Below are 24,628 nucleotides of genomic sequence, written 5' to 3'. Positions count from 1 at the left end.
GCATTGCGTGCCGCACCGTGAAGAGCTGGACAACTGCGAAGTGCTGGCTGTCCACCAACTGAATATTGCGTTTCAGGAAGAGCGGCAGTTCATCCCCGCAGTACAGAATTTATCGTTTTCGCTCAGGCGCGGCGAGACGCTGGCGATTGTTGGCGAATCAGGTTCCGGTAAATCCGTTACCGCGCTGGCGCTGATGCGTCTGCTTGAGCAGACGGGCGGGCAGGTCACCAGCGAGCGGATGCTGTTGCGCCGTCGCAACCGTCAGGTTATCGATCTCAACGAGCTGAGTGCGTCCCAGATGCAGGGGGTGCGCGGGGCAGATATTGCGATGATTTTTCAGGAGCCGATGACCTCCCTGAACCCGGTTTTTCCGGTGGGCGAGCAGATTGCCGAATCTATCCGCCTGCATCAGGGACTGAGCGGTGATGAGGCGCTCAACGAAGCAAAACGGATGCTGGAGCTGGTGCGTATCCCTGAGGCGCAGGCGATTTTGTCCCGCTATCCGCATCAGCTTTCCGGCGGCATGCGCCAGCGGGTGATGATTGCGATGGCGCTGTCGTGCCGTCCGGCGGTGCTCATTGCGGACGAACCCACCACGGCGCTGGATGTCACTATTCAGGCCCAGATCCTGCAACTGATTAAGGTGTTGCAGCAGGAGATGGAGATGGGGGTGATTTTCATCACCCACGATATGGGGGTGGTGGCGGACATTGCCGATCGGGTGCTGGTTATGCATCAGGGCAATGCCGTGGAAACCGGCACGGTAGAGCAGGTCTTTCATGCGCCGGTGCATCCTTATACCAAAGCGCTGCTGGCGGCGGTCCCGCGTCTGGGGGCCATGAATGGCAGTGATTTTCCGCGCCGTTTTCCGCTGATCTCACAGACCGAACAGGGCCAGCAGGAAGACGAAACCGAGCAGGATACGGTGGTTCCCGGCAGGCCAATCCTCGAAGTGCGTGACCTGGTGACCCGTTTCCCGCTGCGTAGCGGGATCCTCAATCGCGTGAAGCGTGAAGTGCATGCGGTTGAAAACGTCAGTTTTGATCTCTGGCCGGGCGAAACGCTGGCGCTGGTGGGGGAGTCCGGCTGCGGTAAATCCACCACCGGACGGGCGCTGCTCAGGCTGGTGGCGTCGCAGGAGGGGAGCATCACCTTCAACGGTGAGCGCATCGACACGCTCCCTAACAGTAAATTGCAGGCGGTGCGCCGGGATATTCAGTTTATATTCCAGGATCCTTATGCGTCGCTCGATCCGCGCCATACGGTGGGGTACTCGATTATGGAGCCGCTGCGGGTGCATAACCTGCTCGACGGTGAAGCCGCGCAGCGCCGCGTCGCGTGGCTGCTGGAGCGCGTGGGCCTGAAGCCGGAGCATGCCTGGCGCTATCCGCACGAATTTTCTGGCGGTCAGCGTCAGCGTATCTGCATAGCCCGGGCATTGGCCCTGAATCCGAAAGTGGTGATTGCGGATGAGTCCGTGTCAGCGCTGGATGTTTCTATCCGCGCGCAAATCATCAATCTCCTGCTCGATTTACAGCGGGATTTGGGCATTGCGTTTCTGTTTATCTCCCACGATATGGCGGTGGTGGAGCGGATCAGCCATCGCGTGGCGGTGATGTACATGGGGCAAATTGTTGAAATCGGCCCCCGTCGGGCGGTGTTTGAAAACCCACAGCACCCGTACACCCGCAAGCTGATGGCCGCCGTACCGGTTGCCGATCCTGAGCATCGTCACGCCCAGCGCGTGCTGTTGCAGGACGAAATGCCGAGCAATATTCGTAAACGGGGCGAAACCCTGGAGCGCGTGGCGCTGCGTGAGGTGGGTCCCGGTCATTTTGTCGCACCACCGCGTCAGGGCAATGCATTCTCGCGGTTATAACTTACAACAGGCAGGAGAACACAATGGTTCCTTTTGTTGCTCGTAAATGGCTGCTGGCCGCGAGCGTGACGGCTGCGCTGGCCGCCGCCCCCGCGTTCGCGGCGAAAGACGTGGTGGTGGCTGTGGGGTCTAACTTCACGACCCTGGATCCGTATGATGCTAACGACACTCTTTCTCAGGCGGTGGCAAAATCCTTCTACCAGGGGCTGTTCGGCCTGGACCGCGAGATGAAGCTGAAAAACGTGCTGGCGGAAGGCTATACCGTGTCGGACGACGGGCTGGTCTATACCGTTAAGCTCCGTACCGGCGTGAAGTTCCAGGATGGCACCGACTTCAACGCCGAGGCGGTTAAGGTCAACCTGGATCGTGCCAGCAATCCGGAAAACGGTCTTAAACGCTACAACCTGTATAAAAATATTGCCCAAACCGAGGTGGTTGACCCGGCGACGGTGAAGATCACCCTCAAAGAGCCGTTCTCGGCGTTTATTAATATCCTGGCGCACCCCGCGACGGCGATGATTTCGCCCGCCGCCCTGAAAAAATACGGCAAAGAGATTGGCTTCCATCCGGTGGGGACCGGACCGTACGAACTGCTCACCTGGAACCAGACCGATTTTGTGAAGGTAAAAAAATTCGCCGGATACTGGCAGCAGGGGCTGCCGAAGCTGGATACCATCACCTGGCGGCCGGTAGTGGACAACAACACCCGCGCCGCAATGCTGCAAACCGGCGAAGCGCAGTTTGCCTTCCCCATCCCGTACGAACAGGCGGCGCTGCTGGCGAAAAACAGCAAGCTGGAACTGGTGGCCAGCCCGTCGATTATGCAGCGCTACATCAGCATGAACGTCACGCAGAAACCGTTTGATAACCCGAAGGTGCGTGAAGCCATCAACTACGCCATTAACCGCCAGGCGCTGGTGAAGGTGGCCTTTGCCGGCTACGCCACCCCGGCGACGGGCGTGATGCCGCCAACCATTGAGTACGCGCAAAGCTATCAGCCGTGGCCGTACGATCCGGCGAAAGCGCGGGAACTGCTGAAAGAGGCGGGCTATCCGAACGGCTTTAATACTACGCTGTGGTCGTCGCATAACCACAGTACCGCGCAGAAGGTGCTGCAATTTACCCAGCAGCAGCTGGCGCAGGTGGGCATTAAAGCCCGGGTCACGGCGATGGATGCCGGACAGCGAGCGGCGGAAGTGGAAGGCAAAGGACAGAAAGAGAGCGGCGTGCGGATGTTCTACACCGGCTGGACGGCTTCAACCGGTGAAGCGGACTGGTCCCTGTCGCCGCTGTTTGCTTCCCAGAACTGGCCGCCAACGCTGTTCAATACCGCGTTCTACAGTAATCCGCAGGTGGATAAAGATCTGGCCGATGCCCTGAAAACCACCAAACCGGAAGAGAAAGCACGCCTGTACAAAGAGGCGCAGGACATTATCTGGAAAGAGTCGCCGTGGGTGCCGCTGGTGGTGGAAAAACTGGTCTCAGCCCACAACAAAGCGCTGACCGGTTTTTACATCATGCCGGATACGGGCTTTAGCTTTGATGACGCGGATTTAAAATAAAACTCATGCTGAATTATGTGTGTAAACGCCTGCTGGGGCTTATCCCGACGCTGCTGATTGTGGCCGTGCTGGTGTTTTTGTTTGTCCATATGCTGCCCGGCGATCCGGCGCGTTTGATTGCCGGACCGGAAGCGGATGCGACGGTTATTGAACTGGTGCGTAAACAGCTCGGTCTTGACCAGCCGCTGTACAGGCAATTTCTGCGTTACATTGGCAATGTCCTTCAGGGCGATTTCGGCATCTCGATGGTGTCGCGTCGTCCGGTGTCGGAGGAGATTGCCAGCCGCTTTATGCCTACCTTCTGGTTAACGATTGCCAGTATGAGCTGGGCGGTTGTCTTTGGCCTGGGCGCGGGGATTGTCGCCGCCGTCTGGCGCAACCGCTGGCCGGATAAGCTCGGTATGGCGCTGGCGGTCACCGGCATCTCTTTCCCGGCGTTTGCGCTGGGCATGCTGCTGATGCAGATTTTCTCCGTCGAGCTGGGCTGGTTGCCGACCGTCGGGGCCGACACCTGGAAGCACTACATTCTGCCCTCTATGACGCTTGGCGCGGCCGTTGCGGCGGTTATGGCCCGGTTTACCCGCGCCTCGTTTGTCGACGTGCTGAGCGAAGATTACATTCGCACCGCGCGGGCAAAAGGGGTGAGTGAGAAATGGGTCATTCTGAAGCATGGTTTTCGTAATGCGATGATCCCGGTGGTTACGATGATGGGGCTACAGTTCGGCTTCCTGCTGGGGGGCTCTATCGTGGTTGAGAAGGTCTTTAACTGGCCGGGGCTGGGGCGCCTGCTGGTCGACTCGGTCGATATGCGTGACTATCCGGTTATTCAGGCTGAAGTCCTGCTTTTCTCGCTGGAGTTTATTCTTATCAACTTAGTGGTGGATGTGCTTTACGCCGCCATTAACCCGGCCATCAGGTATAAGTAAGATGCGATTACTGAACTGGCGTCGCCAGGCCATTTTAAACGCTATGCCGGGGATCAGGCCGGACCATATTCGCACCCCGTGGGTTGAGTTCTGGCGTCGATTCCGTCGTCAGCCCGTCGCTATGGTCGCCGGGTTGTTTGTGTTACTGCTGATCCTGGTGGCGATTATCGCCCCCTGGATAGCCCCGTTTGATGCGGAAAACTACTTCGACTACGACCGGCTGAACGATGGACCGTCGATGATGCACTGGTTTGGCGTGGACTCGCTCGGGCGCGATATTTTCAGCCGCGTGCTGGTAGGGGCGCAGATCTCGCTGGCGGCCGGGGTCTTCGCGGTGCTGATGGGCGCAGCAATTGGCACCGTGCTGGGGCTGGTGGCCGGGTACTACGAAGGCTGGTGGGACCGCATCATCATGCGTATCTGCGATGTGCTGTTTGCCTTTCCCGGTATTCTGCTGGCGATTGCCGTGGTGGCGGTGATGGGCAGCGGCATGGCGAACGTCATTATCGCCGTGGCGGTATTCTCGATTCCCGCTTTCGCGCGTCTGGTACGTGGCAATACGCTGGTGCTGAAGCAGCAGACCTTTATCGAGTCGGCGCGCAGCATGGGAGCCAGCGATGCCACCATCCTGTTCAGCCATATTCTGCCGGGAACGGTCTCGTCTATCGTGGTCTATTTCACCATGCGCATAGGCGTGTCGATTATCTCGGCGGCCAGCCTGTCGTTTCTGGGGTTAGGGGCGCAGCCACCGACGCCGGAGTGGGGCGCGATGCTGAACGAGGCGCGGGCGGATATGGTGATTGCGCCACACGTGGCGATCTTCCCGAGCCTGGCGATTTTCCTGACCGTGCTGGCGTTTAACCTGCTGGGGGATGGGCTGCGCGACGCGCTGGACCCGAGGATTAAGGGGTAGTGCAGTGAAATGTGCCGGGTGGCGGCTACGCCTTACCCGGCCTACAAAAGGGAAGCAGGGTGTTTAAACCCGGCTGCCCCACAGGTCATACTCATCCGCGTTTTCAACCTTCACGCGAATAATATCACCCGGCTTAACCTGTGTTTCGCCGTTCAGGTACACCGCGCCATCGATTTCAGGCGCATCCGCCATGCTGCGGCCAATCGCGCCTTCTTCGTCCACTTCGTCGATAATCACCAGAATTTCGCGGCCCACTTTCTCCTGCAAGCGTTCAGCAGAGATCTGCTGTTGCAGCTGCATAAAGCGGTTCCAGCGCTCCTCTTTGACCTCTTCCGGTACCTGGTCCGCCAGCTCGTTGGCCGTTGCGCCTTCAACCGGGCTGTACTTGAAGCAGCCGACGCGATCCAGACGCGCCTCTTTCAGGAAGTCGAGCAGCATCTGGAAATCTTCTTCGGTTTCACCCGGGAAGCCGACAATAAAGGTGGAGCGCAGGGTCAGATCCGGGCAGATCTCACGCCACTGCTTGATGCGCGCCAGCTGGCGGTCCACGGAGCCAGGTCGTTTCATCAGCTTCAGAATGCGCGGGCTGGCGTGTTGTAGCGGGATATCAAGATACGGCAGGATTTTGCCTTCCGCCATCAGCGGGATCACATCGTCAACGTGCGGATAAGGGTAGACGTAGTGCAGGCGCGTCCAGATCCCGAGCTTAGCCAGCTGCTCGCACAGGCCGACCATGCTGGTTTTCACTGGCTCGCCGTTGTGGAAACCGGAACGGTGTTTGACGTCCACGCCGTAGGCGGAGGTGTCCTGGGAGATGACCAGCAGCTCCTTCACGCCCGCGTCGGCCAGGCGTTTGGCTTCTGCCAGCACCTCGCCAATCGGACGGCTCACCAGATCGCCACGCATCGACGGGATGATGCAGAAGGTACAGCGATGGTTGCAGCCTTCGGAAATTTTCAGGTACGCGTAGTGGCGCGGCGTCAGCTTCACGCCCTGTTCCGGCACCAGGCTCAGGAACGGGTTGTGCTTTGGTTTAGGTACGTAGTGATGAACATGTTCCAGCACCTGCTCGTAGCTGTGCGGGCCGGTGATCTCCAGCACTTTCGGGTGCACTTCGCGGATCTGATCTACCTTCGCGCCCAGGCAGCCGGTGACAATCACTTTGCCGTTTTCCGTCAGGGCTTCACCAATGGCTTCCAGTGACTCCTGGACCGCGCTGTCGATGAATCCGCAGGTGTTGACGATCACCATGTCGGCGTTGTCGTAGCTTGGCACCACGTCATAGCCTTCAGTGCGAAGTTCAGTCAGGATGCGTTCGGAGTCCACCAGGTTCTTCGGGCAGCCGAGGGAGACAAAGCCGATTTTCGGCGGGTGCGTAACATTGCTCATAGGTTAAAAATTCATCAATTATGGAGTTATCAGGGCGGGATTTTACAGCGTATCGCGGGGGATTTATACACTCTTGATGGCGCAGTTGAGGCGGGCAATCGTTGTAACATTGTAAAGAATGTTAATCAGTTATCGTTTATTGATCTCAGGCATTACATTGTACAAAAAATGACCTTATCCTTAATAAGGTAACATGGCTGACAGGGGAGGAAATAGCATGTCCGTTGACAGACTGAAACGCGATCTGCTTAACAAGCTGATCAACGCCCGAATCGACCTGGCCGCATATCTGCAACTCCGCAAGGCGAAAGGGTATATGTCAGTCAGCGAAAGCGAAAATCTGCGTGATAACTTCTTTGAACTTTGCAATTTCATGCGTGAAAAAGCACCCATCCTGAAAGCGCACTGCGCTGAAAGCGAATTAGTGGCGCTGCGCCGCGCCGCCGAGGTGCTCTCCATCGCCGGGGTCTGTTTGATGAACGGACGTCACGACTGCCCGAATTTTATTGCCGTTAACGCGGAGAAGCTTGAAAACTGCCTGACCACGCTCGCGCTTTGCATCATGTGTCTGAACAAGCCGGAAACGCTTGCCCGGCACTGAACCAGGGGGAGGCAACTCCCCCTTCTGATTAAGCTTTTGTAAAAGTGGTAACGCACCCGGGAACAGTGGCTAATCTTTAAGCCATATGTCGATAAAGGAGTGCGTTATGCCTCGATCCTCGCTGATTTTCCTTCCAGTCTTGTTATTCCCGCTTTCACTGCTTGCAGCGCCTGAGACGATTAAGGTTGACGTGCTCCAGACAAAACTGGATCACCCCTGGTCGCTGGCGTTTCTGCCAGATAACAAGGGGCTGCTCATCACGCTCAAAGACGGGCAGCTTAAGCACTGGCAGGCAGGAAAAGGGCTCTCCGATCCGATTGTCGGCGTGCCGAAAGTGTGGGCGAGCGGCCAGGGCGGACTGCTGGATGTCGCGCTGGCCCCGGATTTTGCACAGTCACGGCGGGTCTGGCTTAGCTTCGCCGAGGCAGGTAATGATGGCAAAGCGGGTACCGCGGTGGGCTACGGGCGGTTGAGCGATGACCTGTCGCGCATTGAGGGCTTCCAGGTGGTGTTCCGACAGATGCCGAAGCTCTCTACCGGCAACCACTTTGGCGGACGACTGGTGTTCGACGGCAAAGGCCATCTCTTTATTGGCCTGGGTGAAAACAATCAGCGCCCCACGGCGCAGGATCTGGACAAGCTTCAGGGCAAGGTGGTGCGCCTGACGGAGGACGGAAAAGTGCCGCCGGATAATCCGTTTGTGAACACCGCCGGTGCGCGCCCTGAAATCTGGTCCTATGGCATTCGCAACCCGCAGGGGATGGCGATGAACCCGTGGAGTGACACCCTGTGGCTCAACGAACACGGACCACGCGGTGGGGATGAGATTAACATTCCTGAGAAGGGCAAAAACTACGGCTGGCCCCTGGCGACGCACGGGATCAATTACAGCGGCCTGAAAATCCCGGAAGCAAAAGGCGAGCACGTTGAGGGCACCGAAAAACCGCTGTTTGTCTGGAAATTGTCGCCCGCCGTCAGCGGCATGGCGTTCTACAACAGCGACGTCTTCCCGCAGTGGAAAAACAAGCTATTTATCGGCGCGTTGAAGGAGAAAGACGTCATCGTGCTGAGCGTGAAGGGCAATAGCGTGACGGAGGACGGACGCATTCTGGGCGATAAAGATCAGCGTATTCGCGATGTGCGCGTCGGGCCGGATGGCTATCTGTACGTGCTGACTGACGAGACGGACGGGCAGCTGCTGAAAGTCAGCCCGTCCGGGTCGTAATCAGGTCACCGGGATCATCACCACGTTGCGATACGCCGGGCGCTCGCTAAGCTGCTGGATCCAGCGCTCCAGGTGAGGACGCGGGGTCCAGCTGAGACCCATGTTAGTGAGGTTCCAGACGAAGGGGGCGACGGCGATATCGCCCACGCCGAAGGTGTCGCCGGAGAACCAGGCGTGCTTCGCCAGTTCGTCGTCCATCATCGCGAAAAGGGATTCGCAGGCGTCCTGGGCGGCATGAATGGCGGGATAATCACGATCGGCTTCCGGCGTACGGATAAGCCCCATCAGGATCAGGCGGTGCGTGGGGGAAAGCGTCTGGTTTGCCCAGTCCATCCACTTTTCGCCCTGCGCGCGCCGGGCTGGATTTTCCACCCACAGGCGACCCTGGCCGTACTGCGCGGCGAGATAACGCACGATGGTGTTGGACTCCCACAGCGTGGCGTCTGTCTCGTCATCGCGCAGCAACGGCACCAGTCCGTTTGGGTTCATCGCCAGATAGTCGGCGTCTTTATTCACCCCGAACGCCATGCCTGCCATGATTTGGTTGAACGGTAAATCCAGCTCCTCCAGCGTCCAGAGCACTTTCTTCACGTTGGTCGAATTGTTCCTGCCCCACAGCGTAATCATATTTACTCCCGATGAGATGTGAATCCGAGTCAGCTTTTCGCCATGGTGAGATAAACCTAACAATTACGCAACAGATGCTAAAAAAAACGCCGCAATCAAAGCGTATCTGAATGTTATTGCATAAACTTTAAAAACTTTACCTGGAACAGGTTTCTTTGAACGCTGTAGTGCGCTATTACTCATCGCTTCTTGCGACACGGTGATTGTGACGTGATTTTTAGAATGGACACTCGGGTGGCATTTATGACGCAAAAAACTTCTTCTCTGCGCAGCCTGGCGGCAGGCTCGGCGCTGCTTTTCCTTTTTGCCCCAACGCTGCATGCGGCGGAACAGACGGCGCCCGAAGCGCCGCCTGTCGATGCGCGCGCCTGGATCCTGATGGATTACGCCAGCGGGAAAGTGCTGGCGGAAGGTAACGCCGACGAAAAACTCGACCCGGCGAGCCTGACGAAAATTATGACCAGCTATGTAGTCGGCCAGGCGTTGAAAGCGGGCAAAATCAAGCTGAATGACATGGTCACCGTCGGGAAAGATGCCTGGGCGACCGGTAACCCGGCGCTGCGCGGCTCGTCCGTCATGTTCCTGAAGCCCGGCGATCAGGTCTCCGTTTCCGATCTGAATAAAGGGGTCATTATTCAGTCGGGAAATGATGCCTGTATTGCGCTGGCCGATTACGTCGCAGGCAGTCAGGATTCATTTATTGGGCTGATGAATGGCTACGCGAAAAAACTGGGCCTGACCAACACCACCTTTAAAACCGTTCACGGCCTGGATGCGCCCGGTCAGTTCAGTACCGCGCGCGATATGGCGCTGCTGGGCAAAGCGTTGATCCATGACGTGCCGGATGAGTACGCCATCCATAAAGAGAAAGAGTTTACCTTCAACAATATCCGCCAGCCTAACCGTAACCGTCTGCTCTGGAGCAGTAACGTTAACGTGGACGGCATGAAAACGGGGACGACCGCCGGGGCCGGATACAACCTGGTGGCTTCTGCGACGCAGGGCGACATGCGCCTCATCTCGGTGGTGCTGGGGACGAAAACCGACCGCATTCGTTTTAACGAATCTGAAAAACTGCTGACCTGGGGGTTCCGCTTCTTTGAAACCGTCACGCCGATTAAGCCGGACGCCACCTTCGTGAGCCAGCGCGTCTGGTTTGGTGATAAAAGTGAAGTGAACCTGGGGGCAGGTGAAGCGGGGTCCGTCACCATTCCACGCGGTCAGCTGAAAAACCTGAAAGCCAGCTATACCCTGACCGAGCCACAGCTGACCGCGCCGTTGAAAAAAGGCCAGGTGGTCGGGACGATAGATTTCCAGCTTAACGGTAAATCCATTGAGCAGCGTCCGCTGGTGGTAATGGAATCGGTGGAAGAGGGCGGCTTCTTCAGCCGGATATGGGACTTTGTGTTAATGAAATTCCACGGCTGGTTTGGCAGCTGGTTCAGCTAGGTTTTTGCCGGGTGGCGCTTCGCTTACCCGGCCTTCGTTCGAGCCGTTGTAGGCCGGGTAAGGCGAAGCCGCCACCCGGCACAACCTCAATAGATCAACTTCACCTGCTGCGCTTTCGCGTATGCCACCAGCTCGTCATCCGGGCGGCAATCACTGACGATGGCGTCAAAGCGCGACAGCTCTCCCATCCTTGCCGGACGGACCTTGCCAAATTTACTGTGATCAACCACCAGCACATGCTGCTGTGCGGCGTTGAGCGCCCACTGTTTCACCGGTAACTCTTCAAGATTAAAACAGGTTGCCCCCTGTTTCACATTCACGCCCGCCGCAGAGTAAAAGGCGATATCCGGGCATACATTGCTCAGCGTGTCCTGAATATTCAGCGGTTTGAAGATGGCGTTGCTGGCATGAAACTCGCCGCCACACAAAATCACCCGGCACGCCGGTTTTTCCTGCAAGGCCAGGAAGGTGTTTAGCGAATAACAGACGGCGGTAAACGGAACGGTGCTGTCGATGGCCTCGATGATCCACGGGGTTGTCGTACCGCAGTCAAAAAACAGCGTTTGATGCGGCTGTACCAGCGAGGCGGCGAGCCGTGCGGCTTTGCGCTTCTCTTCCACCAGGCGTGTTTTTTGATCGCTTAACAGATAATGGCTGGCGCTACGCGGCTCCAGAACAATATACCCGCCAAGCAGCACAACGGGGGCGCTGTCGCTGTTCAGATCGCGACGAATGGTCATTTCAGACACGCCAAGCAGGGTAGCGGCTTCCTTAAGATGCAGCTTATCGCTGCGCTTCAGCGCCTGAAGCAGCTGAGCAATGCGGTCATCGCGACGTGTTTCCATAGATCCTCGGGCTAAAAAAGTGAGCCCCCGCAGGGCGGGGGCTCAAGTGTAACCTGACGGACCGGGGTTAGTCACGTATCCAGCCCTTGCGGATCGGAAGGGCAAACAGAACGCGATAGGCCTGTGATAATCCACGATAAAGCGCCGGACCAAAGAGGCTCCACAGGATGGCTGCGCTGACGCAGCCCATCAGTCCCACCAGGAAACCGCCGACCATATCCAGCGGCCAGTGTACGCCCAGGTAGACGCGGGACCAGGCGATGGCGACCGCCACGCCCATCAGCACCATGCCGGACCACAGGCGATGCCAGAACAGGAAGGCCAGCGCAAAGGTGAAGATCACCGTGCCGTGATCGCTCGGGAACGAGTCATCCGGCGCATGGTGCAGGAAGTTATAGCCGACGTGCTCGACAAACGGCCGATCGTGCGGGAAGGCGTGGCCCAGCACGTAGCTTGCCAGCACGCTGACGCCGATCGCCATCGCCATTTTGATCACCAGATGGCGCTGGGCGGTGACCTGTGTACGAGGTCCCCATAACCAGAGGATCACCGCCAGCGCCGGTACAATGCTGATCACATCTTTCGCAATAAAGGTGGCGAGATCGATCATCCATTCCGGTGATGCTGGCGTGGCGTTGAGCAGGTAAAACAGTTCGTAGTTCAGATTTTCTAACATAATCTCGTTACTCTTTAGCAAACCAGGCGGAAACCAGCCCGTAAACCAGCACCTGGGAAAACCAGACCCACCACCCGGCCCACAGGTTGTGAGAGAAAAAATGCGCGCCGCGCATGACCTGCCCGAATCCCATCAGTAGCCCCATAACAACGCCTAACGCGACACAGGTCCAGGCCAGGCGTGGACGTTCACGCCAGAAGGCAAAAAACAGCCCCATTACCATAAACCCGCTTGAGGCGTGGCCGCCGGGAAAGCAGCGTCCCGGTCCGCTGTCTGCCGGAACCGCGTTGAACAGGGGATACGAGACGGCTTTGCCGCCATACTCCACCAGATCCCACGGACAGCTGTGGTGGCTTATGCTTTTCAGCACTCCAACTACCAGCGCACCCAGCCCCATCAGAAGCGCGGCCGTCACCAGCCGGGCATTGCGTTTGTAAGCACCGTAAATCAGCGAGGCGGCAGCCAGCGCAATGGCCACATATTTCGCCAGCCGATGGTTGAGCAAATCCAGCAGCGGATTTTGCTGTAGCGGGAAATGATGCGTCGCCGCGTCATACCAGAAGCCGGTGATCCATCGGTCAAGCGATTCATCGCGCGAAAGCCAGGTAAAAAGCAGCGCAAGGACGATCAGCACGAAAAGCTGATAACCATAAAAGCGGGCAGGCAAACGGTAAAGGCGTTTTGTCTTATTTGTCGGTAACTTAGATAATTCTGAAGGGCTGACGGCGTGTGTCATAGTTTCGGTCAATAACGTGAAATAGCACTATCATAGGGAGGGCAACTTAAGGAAACCTTAAACGACAACGATAAGTGCCTTATTTCTGAGTTTTCACGTGATTGTGCTATCTCAGACAGCGGCAATTCATTACACTCATCGCGATTTTTTCATACTAAAGAGATTGCATGATAAACCGTTCTTCTTCCGGTAATCGTCTGGGTCGTCAGGCGTTACTTTTTCCTCTGTGTCTGGTGCTTTACGAATTCTCTACCTACATCGGCAACGACATGATCCAGCCAGGCATGCTGGCTGTGGTTGAGCAGTACAACGCAGGTATTGAGTGGGTACCTACATCCATGACCGCCTATCTCGCGGGCGGCATGTTTTTACAGTGGCTTTTAGGGCCGCTGTCGGATCGTATTGGCCGCCGTCCGGTGATGCTGACGGGCGTGGTGTGGTTTATCGTCACCTGTCTCGCCACGCTGCTGGCGCAGAACATTGAGCAATTCACGCTGCTGCGTTTCCTTCAGGGCGTGAGCCTGTGCTTTATTGGCGCCGTGGGCTACGCCGCTATTCAGGAGTCGTTTGAGGAGGCGGTATGTATCAAAATAACCGCGCTGATGGCGAACGTGGCGCTGATTGCGCCGCTTCTGGGGCCGCTGGTGGGAGCCGCATGGGTCCACGTCGCGCCGTGGGAAGGGATGTTCGTCCTCTTTGCCGCGCTTGCGGCCATCTCTTTCTTTGGCCTGCACCGTGCGATGCCGGAGACCGCCACCCGCCTGGGCGAAAAGCTCTCGCTTAAGGAGCTGGGGCGTGATTATAAGGCGGTGCTGAAAAACGGCCGTTTTGTCGCGGGCGCGCTGGCGACGGGCTTTGTCAGCCTGCCGCTGCTGGCGTGGATTGCCCAGTCGCCGGTCATTATCATCAGTGGCGAACAGCTTAGCAGCTATGAGTATGGCTTGTTACAGGTGCCGATTTTTGGCGCGCTGATTATCGGTAACCTGGTGCTGGCACGTCTGACGTCGCGCCGTACCGTGCGTTCGCTGATCATTATGGGCGGCTGGCCCATAGCGGCAGGGCTGATTATCGCGGCGGTGGCGACCGTAGTCTCGTCCCATGCGTACCTGTGGATGACGGCGGGGCTGAGCATTTATGCGTTTGGTATTGGCGTGGCGAATGCCGGTCTGGTACGCCTGACGCTGTTCGCCAGTGAAATGAGTAAAGGCACGGTGTCTGCCGCGATGGGGATGCTGCAAATGCTGATTTTTACCGTCGGTATTGAGGTTAGCAAGCATGCCTATGCTTTCGGCGGTAACGGGCTGTTCAGCCTGTTTAACCTCGCCAACGGCGTGCTGTGGATTGCCCTGATGGTGGTATTCCTGAAAGACAAGCGCGTCGGAAACGCCCTGCAACCGTAATCCTTATTCCCTCTCCCCCGTGGGCGAGCTCGGGACAGTCCCCTCTCCCGGTGGGAGAGGGTTAGGGTGAGGGCACCAGAGCGCACGGAATCAATTAAACGGCGCCCTCCCATCCAGCACCCTATCAATTACGTCCAGCACCCCTTCGTCATTATTGTTCGGCGCTTCATAGCGGGCCACCGCTTTAATATGCGGTCTGGCATTGGCCATCGCGAAGCCAAACCCAGCCTGTCGCAGCATCTCCACGTCGTTACCGCTGTCGCCAAAGGCAACCACTTCACTGTCCTTAATGCCCCAGCGCGCTTGCAGGATCCGCAGGCCGTTAGCTTTGTGCACGCCGGGGATAATCAGGTCGATACTGCCGTGTCCCGTGGTCACCGGCACCATGATGTCGCCAAGCTTCTCATGCAGCAGCGCCTGAATGCGCGGAATTTCGTCGTCAGAGACATTTAGCCCGAATTTGAAGAAAATATCGTTGAGGTTGTCAAAGCTGCTGACGCTTTCAAGGCGGTGATAGTATTTCGCAGCAATCTCTTTGAAGAGGTCGTTATACGTTTTCAGCGTGTAGGCGCTGTTTTTTCCGCAGGCAATTATCTCTATGCCGGGCACGTCGTTTAACAGGGTGGCGACGGTCATAAAATGCTCTTTCGACAGTTCGCCGTTAAACACATCTTCGCCCGCATCCACCACCCAGCCGCCGTTTTCGGCGACGAAGGCGATTTCATGGGCGATCTCCGGGAAAAATGAGATCAGCTGGTAGTACTGGTTACCGCTGGCGACCACAAAACGGATGCCTTGCGCTTTCATGCGCGCATACTGCGCCAGAAAACGCGCGCGGTTATAGGTTTTCGCATCGCTCAGGAAGGAGCCATCCATGTCGACTGCAATCAGTTTAACGCTCATATCCCTTCTCCATTGACGTTGGTTCTGCTTCCGGTTTAGCCACCGCTCGCGCCTCCAGGGCGGCAATAATGACTAACCCTAATACCACCAGCATCGCGCTGCGTAACCCGTAGTGCTCACCGAGGAATCCAAGCAGCGGCGGCCCCACCAGGAAAGCGAGGTAGCCCGTGGTCGCCACGACGCTCACGCGCGTCGGCGCGTCGGGGCCGGTATCGCTGGCAGCGGAAATGGTCAGCGGGAAGCCAAGGGAGGCGCCCAGTCCCCACAGGATCACCGACACGCCGGCAATCCAGTCCACATCCACAAAGATAATCATCGCGATACCCAGCCCACCCAGCAGGGCGCTGGCACGGACGACAGCCACGCGGCTGTAACGGTCGATAAACCAGCCCCCGGTAAAGCGTCCGACGGTCATGCCGAGCGTAAACCCGGCGTAAATCAGCGAGCCGGAGGTGGGGCTAAATCCGTGCCCGTCCACCATCAGCAACGGTAGCCAGTCGTTGGCGGAGCCTTCAGCAAACGCCATCGCCAGCACCACCACGCCAATCAGCATCAGCTGGAAATCGCGATAGAAGGGCAACCCTTTTGCCGCAGACTTCTGTTCGTCCGAGGCATTTTGTCCTGTGCCTGCGGGAATAGCCCTGATGCCGGTGAGGATCGGGATAATACAGACCAGCGCCGCGAGTAAAATGTGCACATTGGCCGCAATGCCCAGCGCCGTCAGCGCCATCCCCACGCCCGCGCCTGCCAGCGTGCCGAGGCTGTAAAAGCCATGCATCATCGGCAGCACCGTTTTGTTCATCGCCTGTTCAACGGCGGCCCCCTCGACGTTAATGGCCACTTCCGCCGCACCAAAGCTGCCGCCAAATACCATCAGCCCAAGGGCAAACATCAGTGGCGAGGCGAACCACAGCGCCACGCTCAGACCGAGCATACCTACCACTGCGCAGCACATGGTGGTGCGGATTACCGTGCGCGTGCCAAAGCGTTTCACCAGCCAGGCCGAGCAGAGAATGCCGCTCATCGAGCCAATCGACAGGCCAAACAGCACGATCCCCATCTCCGCCGTCGAAACGGATAGCGTATCGCGGATTGCCGGGGTGCGCGTTGCCCAGGAAGCCATCAGCAGCCCGGGGATGAAGAAGAACATAAACAGCGCCCACATGCGCAGATGCAGGGCTTTGCGAGGAGAAGTTAGCGTCATTGGGATCAGCACCAGAAGTACAACAATAGCGACAACACTAGCAACTTTGTGTACATTTGTACACAAACCGGATGAGGATTTTATGAGCAGACCACCGAACGACCCTAACCGCCGCGAGAAGATACTCCAGGCGACGCTGGACACCATTGCTGAGCACGGTATTCATGCCGTCACGCACCGCAAAATTGCTACCTGCGCAGGCGTGCCGCTGGGGTCGATGACCTACTATTTCGACGGGATGGAGTCGCTTCTGGAGGAGGCATTCACGTGGTTTACGCAGCAGATGTCTCAGCAGTACCGGGATTTCTTCGCGGGGGTTACCGGGCGGGAGAGGGCGTGCGAGGCGATTACCACGCTGATCCACAGTTCAGCCGTGACTACGCCACACAATATGGCGCTGATGTATCAGTTATACGCGTTTATGCACCGCAGCGCCGCGCTGAAAACGGTGATGCAGGACTGGATGAAGATGAGCCAGACTACGCTGGAGCAGTGGTTTGATCCGGCCACCGCCCGTGCGCTGGATGCGTTTATCGAGGGGATGACGCTGCATTTTGTAACCGACCGGTCGCCGTTAACCCGGGAGGAGATCCGGGCGATGGTGGGACGGATTGCAGGCGAGGATACCGTCTGATAGCACTCGCCCCGGCCACGCCTGATGTCAGGAGATTTTTTTCCCGCTGGCGTCAACGACGACTTCGCCATCTTCCTTCATAAATGCCCCTTTTTGCGCGTCCGGAAGGATGTCGAGAACGACTTCAGAAGGGCGGCACAGACGGGTACCCAGCGGCGTCACCACAATCGGACGGTTAATCAGAATAGGGTATTGCAGCATGAAATCGATAAGCTGGTCGTCGGTGAAATGTCCCTGTGAAAGGCCCAGTTGCTCATAAGGCTCGACGTTTTTGCGCAACAGATCGCACACGGAAATCCCCATGTCTGCAATCAGCCTGGTCAGTTCATCACGCGACGGTGGGTTCTCAAGATAGAGAATAATTTCGGGTTCCGTACCGCTGTTGCGGATCATCTCCAGCGTATTGCGCGACGTGCCGCAGGCCGGGTTGTGATAAATGGTGATGTGGCTCATATCAGTGACTCATTATGGTGTGAAGGAGAGACGTAGCGCGAGTGCGGCGAGCGTCACAAAGAGAACCGGCAGGGTCATTATGATGCCCGTCCTGAAGTAGTAGCCCCAGGTAACAGTCATGTTTTTCTGTGCCAGCACATGGAGCCAGAGCAGGGTAGCCAGACTTCCTATGGGGGTAATTTTCGGCCCCAAATCGCAGCCAATCACGTTAGCGTAAATCATCGCCTCTTTGATTAACCCTGTTGCAGCACTACCCTCAATGGAGAGCGCGCCAATCAGCACCGTTGGCATATTGTTCATTATGGATGACAGGAAGGCGGTGATAAATCCGGTTCCCAGCGTGGTAACCCAGAGTCCGTATCCGGCTAAGTGATCAAGAACGCCTGAAAGAGACTCCGTCAGCCCGGCGTTGCGCAGGCCATACACCACCAGATACATCCCCAGCGAGAAGATAACAATTTGCCACGGCGCGCCGCGCAGCACTTTCCCGGTGTTAATGGCGTGCCCGCGTTTAGCAACGGCAAACAAAATCAGCGCGCCCACACTCGCGATGGCACTGACGGGAATGCCGAGAGGTTCAAGCACAAAGAAACCGACGAGCAGTAGCAGCAGCACGATCCAGCCCGTTCTGAACGTCGGCAGGTCGTGAATGGCCCGTGCGGGCTCGCGGAGTTTTGCCAGGTCATATTCGGGGGGGATTTCTTTTCGGAAGAACAGATGCAGCATTACCAGCGTTGCGGCAATCGCAGCGATATCTACCGGGATCATCACCGAGGCGTATTCGCTGAAGCCCAGCTTAAAGAAGTCCGCCGACACAATGTTGACCAGGTTGGAGACAATCAGCGGCAGGCTGGCGGTATCGGCGATAAATCCCGCCGCCATCACGAACGCCAGCGTAGCCTGCTTGCTGAACCCCAGCGCCAGCAGCATAGCGATGACGATAGGGGTGAGGATCAGCGCCGCGCCGTCATTGGCGAACAGCGCCGCCACGGCTGCGCCAAGCAGCACGATCCAGGTAAACAGCAATCGCCCGCGACCGTTTCCCCAGCGGGCAACGTGCAGCGCGGCCCACTCGAAAAAGCCGGACTCATCCAGCAGCAGGCTGATAATGATGACGGCGATGAACGTTGCCGTCGCATTCCAGACGATATTCCATACCACAGGGATATCGTTAATGTTAATCACGCCGCTCATCAGCGCCAGCACGGCGCCAATGGTGGCGCTCCAGCCGATACTGAGCCCTTTGGGCTGCCAGATAACCAGTACCAGCGTAAACAGAAAAATAGCCCCTGCCAGAAACATCTTTTACTCCGTTATATCTGTTATTGTGAATGTGTTTTGGTCAGCACGAGCCCGGAAGTCGGTTTTTCAGCTTCATACGCGTCTCTTCCCGCAGGCAGTTCCAGCTGGTGTCGATAACGGTTGCCGCCCATGCTGGCATGTTGGGAGAGAGACGGTAGTAGATCCACTTACCCTCGCGACGGTCGATGACCAGCCCGGCCTCGCGCAGCAAGGCCATGTGACGGGAGACCTTAGGCTGCGGCTCGTTGGTAGCGGAGCAGAGATCGCAGACGCACAGCTCGCCCGCTTCACGCAGAAGCATGACGATGGAGAGCCGCGTTTCGTCGGAAAGGGTTTTGAAGAGCTGGATGGGGTGTAGCATCGGGTGATCCTGCGTGCATTCATTCATATGTGATTAATCATATATGTTTGCAGGGGGAGGGGGAAGCGAAAATGGCAAAATGAGGAAGTTTCAGGCAACAAAAAACCCATCAACCTTGAACCAAAACGGCGGGGTTGATGGGCTCCACAAATTGGGGACATCAAAGAAAAGCAGTGGCACTAGTTATGACTGCACCCTGCGTAAAAAGTTCTGCGCGTAACGAAAATTTTTTGCGTCACACGCAAACTTGAGATTTATCCGAGTCCTGGCCAGATAATGATGATCAGCGTACCTGCCAGCGTCAGCAGCACGTTGGCGATCGCGTACGTGCCTGCATAGCCCAGCGCCGGGATGTTGCTGCGCGCGGTGTCGCTGATGATCTCCATCGCCGGTGCGCAGGTGCGCGCGCCCATCATCGCGCCGAAGAGCAGGGCGCGGTTCATGCGCAGCACGTAGGCGCCGAAGAGGAAACAGATCACCACCGGTACCAGGCTGACGATAAGTCCGGAAACCAACATTTGCCAGCCGACCGCGCCCAGGCCGTTGCCAATGCCGCTCCCGGCGCTTAAGCCGACACCCGCCATAAAGACCATCAGACCGAACTCTTTCACCATATTCAGCGCCCCCTGAGGGATATAGCCGAAGGTGGGATGGTTCGCTCGCAGGAAGCCCAGCATGATCCCGGCGAACAGCAGACCGGCTGCGTTACCAATGCCGAAGCTAAAGTTGCTGAACTGGAAGGTGATCATCCCGATCATCAGGCCGACAATGAAGAAGGCGCAGAAGGCTAACAGGTCCGTCACCTGGCTGTGGATCGAGATAAAGCCGATACGGTCGGCAACGGTTTTAACCCGTCGGGCATCGCCGCTGACCTGCAACACATCGCCTTTATTGAGCACCACGTTATCGTCGATAGGCATTTCAATCTGGCTGCGGATCACGCGGTTGAGGAAACAACCGTGGTCGGTCAGCTTCAGCTGTGCCAGACGGCGGCCCACGGCGTTGTGGTTTTTCACCACAATCTCTTCGGTGACGATACGCATGTCCAGCAGGTCGCGGTCAAACACCTCTTTCCCGTTGCGGAAGCTCGGATCGAGACGCGCGTGGGCGTCCGGGTAGCCAACAAGGGCGATGTCATCGCCCATCTGGAGCACCGCGTCACCGTCCGGGTTTGCAAGAATGCCGTTACGACGGATACGTTCGATGTAGCAGCCGGTCTGACGGTAGATCCCCAGCTCGCGCAGGTTTTTCCCGTCGGTCCAGGCAACCAGCTCCGGCCCGACGCGGTAGGCGCGGATCACCGGCAGGTAAACTTTACGTTTGGAGTCCGTGTCCAGGCCGCGCTCGCGGGCGATGGTCTGGGCGCTGGTCTGGAGATCCTGATGCTGAAGTTTTGGCAGATAGCGCGCGCCAACAATCAGGCTCACCAGACCAATCAGATAGGTCAGGGCATAGCCCAGACTCAGGTTGTCCAGCGCGGAGGAAAGCGGCGTGCCTGCCATGCCAGAATGACGAAGCGTATCCCCCGCGCCGACAAGCACCGGCGTGGAGGTCATTGAGCCTGCCAGCATACCGGCCGTTAAGCCGATGTCCCAGCCAAACAGTTTGCCCAGCCCTAACGCAATCAGCAGGGCGCTGCCGACCATCACCAGCGCCAGCATCAGGTAATTTTTGCCGTCTCGGAAGAAAATGGAAAAAAAGTTCGGACCGGCTTCCACGCCTACGCAAAAAATAAACAGCATGAAACCTAAGTTAAGCGCGTCCGTGTTAATACTGAAATGTTGTTGACCTAATAACAGGGAGACGACTAAAACGCCAATGGAATTACCAAGTTGAACTGAACCCAGGCGTAATTTACCCAGACAAAGGCCCAGCGCCAGTACCACAAATAATAACAGGATGTAATTCCCATTTAACAAGTCTGCGACGTTTATATTCACGGAGGCTAACTTCTTGTTTACCAGTAAGTTGTTGAATGAAAGGACTATTTGGGCTACTGTTTTCAGAGTCAGGGAATCACTTTGCACCTCCCTGCTTCCTGATAAATACCCTAAACACTAGCAGGCGGTTAGTTTAATCGTAATAGCTACCGACAGCCACCTATTATCGCACGACTTCTGTGCGTGCTTTGGCAAGGATTGCCGCATTGCTTTATCTGACTGGGCGTCCACCGGACGATTTTTGTATTTGATAGAGATAAGTCAGGAGGATAGTTTGAACTTTAAACGAAACTGGGCTGGCGTAATCAGCTGTTTTTTGCTGTTTACGGTCGTTTGCATGTCGCTCGCTTTTAACGTGAAAGGCGCCTTCAGAGCGTCCGGTCATCCCGAACTGGGCCTGTTGTTTTTCATCCTGCCGGGGGTAGTCGCTGGTTTTCTCTCGCGTAAAGGCGAGGTGGTGATGCCGCTTATTGGGGCAATGCTTGCGGCCCCGCTCTGCCTGCTTCTGATGCGCGTGCTGTTTCTCTCGTCGAGAAGCGTCTGGCAGGAAGTGGCGTGGTTACTGAGTGGCGTTTTCTGGTGTGCGCTGGGCGCGCTCTGTTTCTTATTTACGCGCAGCCTGCTGCAACAGCGGAAGCACCGTAAATAAAAACGCCCTCAGGGTGAGGGCGTCTTCGCATTACTGAGCCGCAAACAGGCCCAGGTGTTCTTTGGCGTAGGCTTCAAAATCGGTGCAGCCGCCAATGTGTTTCTGATCGAGGAAGATCTGCGGCACGGTTTCAACCGGTTTACCCACGGTTTTTTCCAGATCGGCTTTAGTGATGCCTTCCGCGTGGATATCCACGTAACGGAAGTTGAAATCATCACGCTCTTCAGTCAGTTTCTCTGCCAGCTCTTTCGCGCGCACACAGTAAGGGCATCCTGGACGACCAAAAATTACTGCAAACATTTCTCTCTCCTCAAAAAACAAGCCTGACGGCGAATAGCGCCTATAGTGCACGATAACCTGCCGTCATGGAAAGAAGGTTTCACCTGTCACTTTGATACAGTCAGGCTATGTTTCGCCAATTACATCAGGTGGATCATTGCCTATACTGGCTGCCATACGTTTTACGCAACACAAAGAGAGACAAAATGACGCCAACCATTGACCTGCTTCGTTCCCACCGTTCCATTCGCCATTTCACCGATGAGCCAATTACCCAGGCGCAGCGGGACGCGATCATCGACAGCGCAAGAGGCACCTCCAGTTCCAGCTTTTTGCAGTGCAGCTCCATTATCCGCATCACCGATCCGGCGATGCGTGAGCAGCTGGTAACGCTGACGGGCGGACAAAAGCACGTTGCCCAGGCGGCTGAGTTCTGGGTGTTCTGCGCCGATTTTAACCGTCACCTGCAAATCTGCCCCGAGGCCGAGCTGGGGCTGGCGGAACAGCTGCTGCTGGGCGTGGTGGATACGGCACTGATGGCGCAAAACGCGTTCACGGCGGCGGAATCGCTGGGGCTTGGCGGCGTCTATATTGGCGGGCTGCGTAACAACATCGAAAGCGTGACGGAACTGCTGAAGCTGCCGAAACACGTGCTGCCGCTGTTTGGTCTGTGCCTCGGCTGGCCGGCGGACAACCCGGATCTGAAGCCGCGCATTCCTGCTGCGATGCTGGTGCATGAAAACCACTACCAGCCGGTCGACCAGGACGTTCTGCATCAATACGATGAAGAGCTGGCGAACTACTATCTGACGCGCGACAGCAACAACCGCCGCGACACCTGGAGCGACCATATTCGTCGCACCATCATCAAGGAGAACCGCCCGTTCATTCTCGATTACCTGCACAAACAGGGCTGGGCAACGCGGTAGTCCATTCCTCCTGCGCCTCGTGTATGATAGGCAGGCTTTTACCATGTCTTTAGAGAGGTGCAGGGTGAAAATTGCCATATTGTCCCGGGATGGAACGCTCTATTCATGTAAACGCCTGCGGGAAGCGGCGGCGAAACGCGGACATCAGGTTGAGATCCTCGATCCGATGTCCTGCTATATGAACATCGACCCTGCGGCGTCGTCGATTCATTACAAAGGCCGCAAACTCCCGCATTTTGATGCGGTGATCCCCCGCATTGGCTCCCAGATCACCTATTACGGCACGGCTGCGCTGCGCCAGTTTGAAATGCTGGGAAGCTATCCGCTCAACGAGTCCGTGGCGATCTCCCGCGCCCGCGATAAGCTGCGCTCGCTGCAACTGCTGGCGCGCCAGGGGATCGATCTGCCCGTCACCGGGATTGCCCACTCCCCGGACGACACCAGCGATTTAATCGACATGGTGGGCGGTGCGCCGCTGGTTATTAAGCTGGTGGAAGGTACGCAGGGTATTGGGGTGGTACTGGCGGAGACGCGTCAGGCGGCGGAAAGCGTGATTGACGCGTTTCGCGGTCTGAATGCCCATATTCTGGTGCAGGAGTATATTAAAGAGGCCAACGGGTGCGACATTCGCTGCTTTGTGGTGGGCGATGAAGTGGTGGCCGCCATCGAGCGGCAGGCGAAAGAGGGCGACTTCCGCTCTAACCTGCACCGCGGCGGTATCGCGCGGGTGGCCCTTATCAGCGAGCGCGAGCGCGAGATTGCGGTGAAAGCGGCGCAGACGCTGGGCCTGGACGTGGCAGGGGTCGATCTGCTGCGTGCCGGGCGCGGGCCGCTGGTGATGGAAGTCAACGCCTCGCCGGGGCTGGAAGGGGTGGAAAAAACCACGGGTGTCGATATTGCAGGTAAAATGATCGCATGGATTGAACGCCATGCGACGCCGGGATTTTGCCTGAAAACGGGCGGTTAAATGGATCGGCGCGCACTTTTTGCGTAATCTGGACAACGTTTTTATTTAAGAGGCTGCACAGCGATGGATTTACAGGTCGTACCTACACTGGATACGTTACGTCAATGGCTCGATGATGCCGGTATTACTTTCTTCGAATGCGACTCCTGCCAGGCGCTGCATCTGCCTCACATGCAAAATTTCGACGGCATTTTCGATGCCAAAATCGATCTGATTAACGACGTGATCCTGTTCTCGGCGCTGGCTGAAGTAAAGCCGTCCGCGCTGCTGGCGCTGGCCTCTGATCTGTCAGCGATCAACGCCAGCTCTTTGACGGTGAAAGCGTTTCTCGACATACAGGATGATAATCTGCCAAAGCTGGTGGTTTGCCAGTCTTTATTCTCCGGCGCGGGGCTCTCCTTCAAGCAGTTCGCCTGGTTTATGCGCCTGAGCGAAGAGCAAATTTCCATGGTCATGATGGAAGCCAATGCACATCACCTGCTGTATAGCGCGGAAGATGATGCCGAGAATAATGATGCATCTCCCAATTTTCTCCACTAAGCCTGTCTGACTTTTGCGCAGTCGCTGCCAGAGCGGCTGCATAACGCCGTTTTTTCTGCTGCTTTTAACCTTTCTTTAAAGAGTTTTTCACCTCCTCTCCGGCCGTTTCGGCTTATCACGTAGACATAATCTGCATAAAAAATTGATAAAAGGCGTTTTTTCGTCTGGGCTATAGCCGGAGACACGGGCTACAGTTATTCTTGCGGTGCTTAAAAAAGCGAGCGGAACCTGCCGGGAAG

25 protein-coding genes are annotated in these 24,628 nt (G+C 56.9%); 13 read left to right on the top strand and 12 right to left on the bottom strand.

Annotated features, from left to right (window positions below; genetic code table 11):
• Nucleotides 1-7: 7 nt before the first annotated feature.
• From gsiA to gsiD, 4 genes are read left to right on the top strand one after another with little or no spacing between them, the layout of a single operon-like run.
• A complete protein-coding gene (gsiA, locus tag ACNQ0W_RS01415) occupies nt 8-1,879 on the top strand; it encodes a glutathione ABC transporter ATP-binding protein GsiA (protein WP_062932133.1) in 1,872 nt (623 codons plus the stop codon).
• 23 nt (nt 1,880-1,902) lie between these two features.
• A complete protein-coding gene (gene gsiB, locus ACNQ0W_RS01410; protein ID WP_062932132.1) occupies nt 1,903-3,441 on the top strand; it encodes a glutathione ABC transporter substrate-binding protein GsiB in 1,539 nt (512 codons plus the stop codon).
• 5 nt (nt 3,442-3,446) lie between these two features.
• Complete coding sequence (gene gsiC, locus ACNQ0W_RS01405; protein WP_006809475.1) at nt 3,447-4,367, top strand: glutathione ABC transporter permease GsiC; 921 nt, start codon at nt 3,447-3,449, stop codon at nt 4,365-4,367.
• Between the two features lies 1 nt (nt 4,368).
• The gene (gsiD, locus tag ACNQ0W_RS01400; RefSeq protein ID WP_015571027.1) at nt 4,369-5,280 is read left to right on the top strand and encodes a glutathione ABC transporter permease GsiD; all 912 of its coding nucleotides are present in this window, start codon (nt 4,369-4,371) and stop codon (nt 5,278-5,280) included.
• A gap of 63 nt (nt 5,281-5,343) precedes the next feature.
• Here gsiD and rimO read toward each other — a convergent pair whose 3' ends face one another.
• A complete protein-coding gene (gene rimO, locus ACNQ0W_RS01395; RefSeq protein WP_017693743.1) occupies nt 5,344-6,669 on the bottom strand; it encodes a 30S ribosomal protein S12 methylthiotransferase RimO in 1,326 nt (441 codons plus the stop codon).
• Nucleotides 6,670-6,886: 217 nt separating this feature from the next.
• Here rimO and bssR point away from each other — a divergent pair, with 217 nt between their 5' ends.
• The gene (gene bssR / locus ACNQ0W_RS01390; RefSeq protein WP_032620009.1) at nt 6,887-7,270 is read left to right on the top strand and encodes a biofilm formation regulator BssR; all 384 of its coding nucleotides are present in this window, start codon (nt 6,887-6,889) and stop codon (nt 7,268-7,270) included.
• A 106-nt stretch (nt 7,271-7,376) separates the two neighbouring features.
• Nucleotides 7,377-8,495, top strand: coding sequence for a PQQ-dependent sugar dehydrogenase (locus tag ACNQ0W_RS01385; RefSeq protein ID WP_062932130.1), 1,119 nt, complete (start codon nt 7,377-7,379; stop codon nt 8,493-8,495).
• On the opposite strand, the gene ACNQ0W_RS01380 is transcribed toward ACNQ0W_RS01385, so the two are convergent.
• Nucleotides 8,496-9,122 carry a glutathione S-transferase family protein gene (locus tag ACNQ0W_RS01380; protein ID WP_062932129.1) on the bottom strand — a complete coding sequence of 209 codons (627 nt, stop codon included), beginning with the start codon at nt 9,120-9,122 and terminating at the stop codon, nt 8,496-8,498.
• 243 nt (nt 9,123-9,365) lie between these two features.
• On the opposite strand from ACNQ0W_RS01380, the gene dacC reads away from it, so the two are divergent.
• Nucleotides 9,366-10,571: a serine-type D-Ala-D-Ala carboxypeptidase gene (gene dacC / locus ACNQ0W_RS01375; protein ID WP_062932308.1), complete on the top strand. Its 1,206-nt coding sequence runs from the start codon at nt 9,366-9,368 to the stop codon at nt 10,569-10,571.
• Between the two features lie 86 nt (nt 10,572-10,657).
• On the opposite strand, the gene deoR is transcribed toward dacC, so the two are convergent.
• From deoR to ACNQ0W_RS01360, 3 genes are all read right to left on the bottom strand, one after another.
• The gene (deoR, locus tag ACNQ0W_RS01370; protein WP_039271239.1) at nt 10,658-11,416 is read right to left on the bottom strand and encodes a DNA-binding transcriptional repressor DeoR; all 759 of its coding nucleotides are present in this window, start codon (nt 11,414-11,416) and stop codon (nt 10,658-10,660) included.
• A 67-nt stretch (nt 11,417-11,483) separates the two neighbouring features.
• Complete coding sequence (ybjG, locus tag ACNQ0W_RS01365; protein ID WP_023296185.1) at nt 11,484-12,092, bottom strand: undecaprenyl-diphosphate phosphatase; 609 nt, start codon at nt 12,090-12,092, stop codon at nt 11,484-11,486.
• Nucleotides 12,093-12,099: 7 nt separating this feature from the next.
• The gene (locus tag ACNQ0W_RS01360; RefSeq protein WP_047737783.1) at nt 12,100-12,828 is read right to left on the bottom strand and encodes a phosphatase PAP2 family protein; all 729 of its coding nucleotides are present in this window, start codon (nt 12,826-12,828) and stop codon (nt 12,100-12,102) included.
• 167 nt (nt 12,829-12,995) lie between these two features.
• Between ACNQ0W_RS01360 and ACNQ0W_RS01355 the strand changes: the two genes are divergently transcribed.
• Nucleotides 12,996-14,228, top strand: a complete 1,233-nt coding sequence (locus tag ACNQ0W_RS01355) for an MFS transporter (protein ID WP_062932128.1) — start codon at nt 12,996-12,998, stop codon at nt 14,226-14,228.
• A gap of 90 nt (nt 14,229-14,318) precedes the next feature.
• Here the strand turns inward: ACNQ0W_RS01355 and ACNQ0W_RS01350 are convergent, their stop codons facing one another.
• Nucleotides 14,319-15,131: a Cof-type HAD-IIB family hydrolase gene (locus ACNQ0W_RS01350; RefSeq protein ID WP_062932127.1), complete on the bottom strand. Its 813-nt coding sequence runs from the start codon at nt 15,129-15,131 to the stop codon at nt 14,319-14,321.
• Nucleotides 15,121-16,335 carry an MFS transporter gene (locus ACNQ0W_RS01345; RefSeq protein WP_062932126.1) on the bottom strand — a complete coding sequence of 405 codons (1,215 nt, stop codon included), beginning with the start codon at nt 16,333-16,335 and terminating at the stop codon, nt 15,121-15,123. The genes ACNQ0W_RS01350 and ACNQ0W_RS01345 overlap by 11 nt, the downstream gene beginning before the upstream one ends.
• A gap of 82 nt (nt 16,336-16,417) precedes the next feature.
• Between ACNQ0W_RS01345 and ACNQ0W_RS01340 the strand changes: the two genes are divergently transcribed.
• Complete coding sequence (locus ACNQ0W_RS01340) at nt 16,418-16,969, top strand: TetR/AcrR family transcriptional regulator (RefSeq protein ID WP_022647560.1); 552 nt, start codon at nt 16,418-16,420, stop codon at nt 16,967-16,969.
• 27 nt (nt 16,970-16,996) lie between these two features.
• Here ACNQ0W_RS01340 and arsC read toward each other — a convergent pair whose 3' ends face one another.
• The 4 genes from arsC to ACNQ0W_RS01320 all read right to left on the bottom strand — a co-directional run bounded on the left by arsC (nt 16,997) and on the right by ACNQ0W_RS01320 (nt 21,025).
• Nucleotides 16,997-17,422 (bottom strand): glutaredoxin-dependent arsenate reductase, encoded by a 426-nt coding sequence (gene arsC, locus ACNQ0W_RS01335; RefSeq protein ID WP_062932125.1) that lies wholly within the window; start codon nt 17,420-17,422, stop codon nt 16,997-16,999.
• Between the two features lie 12 nt (nt 17,423-17,434).
• Nucleotides 17,435-18,724: an arsenic transporter gene (locus ACNQ0W_RS01330; RefSeq protein ID WP_062932124.1), complete on the bottom strand. Its 1,290-nt coding sequence runs from the start codon at nt 18,722-18,724 to the stop codon at nt 17,435-17,437.
• 40 nt (nt 18,725-18,764) lie between these two features.
• Nucleotides 18,765-19,085 (bottom strand): metalloregulator ArsR/SmtB family transcription factor, encoded by a 321-nt coding sequence (locus ACNQ0W_RS01325; protein ID WP_047051776.1) that lies wholly within the window; start codon nt 19,083-19,085, stop codon nt 18,765-18,767.
• Nucleotides 19,086-19,339: 254 nt separating this feature from the next.
• Complete coding sequence (locus tag ACNQ0W_RS01320) at nt 19,340-21,025, bottom strand: aspartate:alanine antiporter (RefSeq protein ID WP_032610193.1); 1,686 nt, start codon at nt 21,023-21,025, stop codon at nt 19,340-19,342.
• A 274-nt stretch (nt 21,026-21,299) separates the two neighbouring features.
• On the opposite strand from ACNQ0W_RS01320, the gene ACNQ0W_RS01315 reads away from it, so the two are divergent.
• On the top strand, nt 21,300-21,674 hold the full coding sequence (locus ACNQ0W_RS01315) for an inner membrane protein YbjM (protein WP_017384878.1): 375 nt from the start codon (nt 21,300-21,302) through the stop codon (nt 21,672-21,674).
• Between the two features lie 30 nt (nt 21,675-21,704).
• Here ACNQ0W_RS01315 and ACNQ0W_RS01310 read toward each other — a convergent pair whose 3' ends face one another.
• Nucleotides 21,705-21,974, bottom strand: coding sequence for a GrxA family glutaredoxin (locus tag ACNQ0W_RS01310; protein WP_006809455.1), 270 nt, complete (start codon nt 21,972-21,974; stop codon nt 21,705-21,707).
• Between the two features lie 185 nt (nt 21,975-22,159).
• On the opposite strand from ACNQ0W_RS01310, the gene nfsA reads away from it, so the two are divergent.
• The 3 genes from nfsA (at nt 22,160) to ACNQ0W_RS01295 (ending at nt 24,389) form a co-directional block, all read left to right on the top strand.
• Nucleotides 22,160-22,882 (top strand): nitroreductase NfsA, encoded by a 723-nt coding sequence (nfsA, locus tag ACNQ0W_RS01305; protein WP_003858388.1) that lies wholly within the window; start codon nt 22,160-22,162, stop codon nt 22,880-22,882.
• A 64-nt stretch (nt 22,883-22,946) separates the two neighbouring features.
• Nucleotides 22,947-23,849, top strand: a complete 903-nt coding sequence (gene rimK, locus ACNQ0W_RS01300; RefSeq protein WP_017384877.1) for a 30S ribosomal protein S6--L-glutamate ligase — start codon at nt 22,947-22,949, stop codon at nt 23,847-23,849.
• A 63-nt stretch (nt 23,850-23,912) separates the two neighbouring features.
• A complete protein-coding gene (locus tag ACNQ0W_RS01295; protein ID WP_003858385.1) occupies nt 23,913-24,389 on the top strand; it encodes a YbjN domain-containing protein in 477 nt (158 codons plus the stop codon).
• Nucleotides 24,390-24,628 lie beyond the last annotated feature (239 nt).

Source organism: Enterobacter cloacae complex sp. 6730903, from assembly GCF_048283985.1.
GTDB lineage: Bacteria > Pseudomonadota > Gammaproteobacteria > Enterobacterales > Enterobacteriaceae > Enterobacter > Enterobacter hormaechei_C.
The sequence above is the reverse complement of the archived record's forward strand: the minus strand, read 5'-3'. Positions and strand labels throughout refer to the sequence as shown.

Bases quoted from the DNA above. Each gene is read 5' to 3' on its own strand.
- ACNQ0W_RS01380 (WP_062932129.1), bottom strand. From the start codon at position 9,122: ATGATTACGCTGTGGGGCAGGAACAATTCGACCAACGTGAAGAAAGTG.
- ACNQ0W_RS01310 (WP_006809455.1), bottom strand. From the start codon at position 21,974: ATGTTTGCAGTAATTTTTGGTCGTCCAGGATGCCCTTACTGTGTGCGC.
- nfsA (WP_003858388.1), top strand. From the start codon at position 22,160: ATGACGCCAACCATTGACCTGCTTCGTTCCCACCGTTCCATTCGCCAT.
- ACNQ0W_RS01360 (WP_047737783.1), bottom strand. From the start codon at position 12,828: ATGACACACGCCGTCAGCCCTTCAGAATTATCTAAGTTACCGACAAAT.
- ACNQ0W_RS01350 (WP_062932127.1), bottom strand. From the start codon at position 15,131: ATGAGCGTTAAACTGATTGCAGTCGACATGGATGGCTCCTTCCTGAGC.
- dacC (WP_062932308.1), top strand. From the start codon at position 9,366: ATGACGCAAAAAACTTCTTCTCTGCGCAGCCTGGCGGCAGGCTCGGCG.
- gsiB (WP_062932132.1), top strand. From the start codon at position 1,903: ATGGTTCCTTTTGTTGCTCGTAAATGGCTGCTGGCCGCGAGCGTGACG.
- ACNQ0W_RS01330 (WP_062932124.1), bottom strand. From the start codon at position 18,724: ATGTTTCTGGCAGGGGCTATTTTTCTGTTTACGCTGGTACTGGTTATC.
- gsiC (WP_006809475.1), top strand. From the start codon at position 3,447: ATGCTGAATTATGTGTGTAAACGCCTGCTGGGGCTTATCCCGACGCTG.
- bssR (WP_032620009.1), top strand. From the start codon at position 6,887: ATGTCCGTTGACAGACTGAAACGCGATCTGCTTAACAAGCTGATCAAC.
- ACNQ0W_RS01355 (WP_062932128.1), top strand. From the start codon at position 12,996: ATGATAAACCGTTCTTCTTCCGGTAATCGTCTGGGTCGTCAGGCGTTA.
- ACNQ0W_RS01385 (WP_062932130.1), top strand. From the start codon at position 7,377: ATGCCTCGATCCTCGCTGATTTTCCTTCCAGTCTTGTTATTCCCGCTT.
- ACNQ0W_RS01340 (WP_022647560.1), top strand. From the start codon at position 16,418: ATGAGCAGACCACCGAACGACCCTAACCGCCGCGAGAAGATACTCCAG.
- ybjG (WP_023296185.1), bottom strand. From the start codon at position 12,092: ATGTTAGAAAATCTGAACTACGAACTGTTTTACCTGCTCAACGCCACG.
- arsC (WP_062932125.1), bottom strand. From the start codon at position 17,422: ATGAGCCACATCACCATTTATCACAACCCGGCCTGCGGCACGTCGCGC.
- deoR (WP_039271239.1), bottom strand. From the start codon at position 11,416: ATGGAAACACGTCGCGATGACCGCATTGCTCAGCTGCTTCAGGCGCTG.
- ACNQ0W_RS01295 (WP_003858385.1), top strand. From the start codon at position 23,913: ATGGATTTACAGGTCGTACCTACACTGGATACGTTACGTCAATGGCTC.
- gsiD (WP_015571027.1), top strand. From the start codon at position 4,369: ATGCGATTACTGAACTGGCGTCGCCAGGCCATTTTAAACGCTATGCCG.
- ACNQ0W_RS01345 (WP_062932126.1), bottom strand. From the start codon at position 16,335: ATGACGCTAACTTCTCCTCGCAAAGCCCTGCATCTGCGCATGTGGGCG.
- rimO (WP_017693743.1), bottom strand. From the start codon at position 6,669: ATGAGCAATGTTACGCACCCGCCGAAAATCGGCTTTGTCTCCCTCGGC.
- ACNQ0W_RS01325 (WP_047051776.1), bottom strand. From the start codon at position 19,085: ATGCTACACCCCATCCAGCTCTTCAAAACCCTTTCCGACGAAACGCGG.